This window comes from Peribacillus frigoritolerans, assembly GCF_030676415.1.
GTDB lineage: Bacteria > Bacillota > Bacilli > Bacillales > DSM-1321 > Peribacillus > Peribacillus frigoritolerans_A.
In genome coordinates, this window is record NZ_JAUUTW010000119.1 from 1 (window position 1) to 347 (window position 347).

At 39.2% G+C, this 347-nt stretch carries 1 protein-coding gene; it reads right to left on the reverse strand.

The genetic code is table 11. The annotated features are described in order from the left end of the window. The coding region (locus Q8G36_RS28725) for a transposase (RefSeq protein ID WP_305163156.1) at positions 1 to 347 on the reverse strand (347 nt) is incomplete at both ends.

Below are 347 nucleotides of genomic sequence, written 5' to 3' on the forward strand. Positions count from 1 at the left end.
TAACATCTTGTCTTCTTGAAACGTAAATTGTTTTTTACCGATTGAAAATAGAATTCGAATAAGCTTGTTACACAAGGCTATCAGAGATTGCATTTTCTTTAAGGGATTGTGGGAACGTGTTGTGTAATATATATGAAGAGCTTTAAAAGCCTTGTTCTTTGCCACCAGTATCATGGCTGCCCGGAATAAGAGAGCCCTCAATTTCTTTCGTCCCCGTTTAGTAATCTTGGTCTGACCTTTGTGCTTTCCGGATGTGTTTTCTTTTAAACTTAAACCTGCTAATTTTACGATTTGGCGAGGATGTTGATAGTCTCTGAGGTCGCCGACCTCTGCGAAAAATCCTGCTA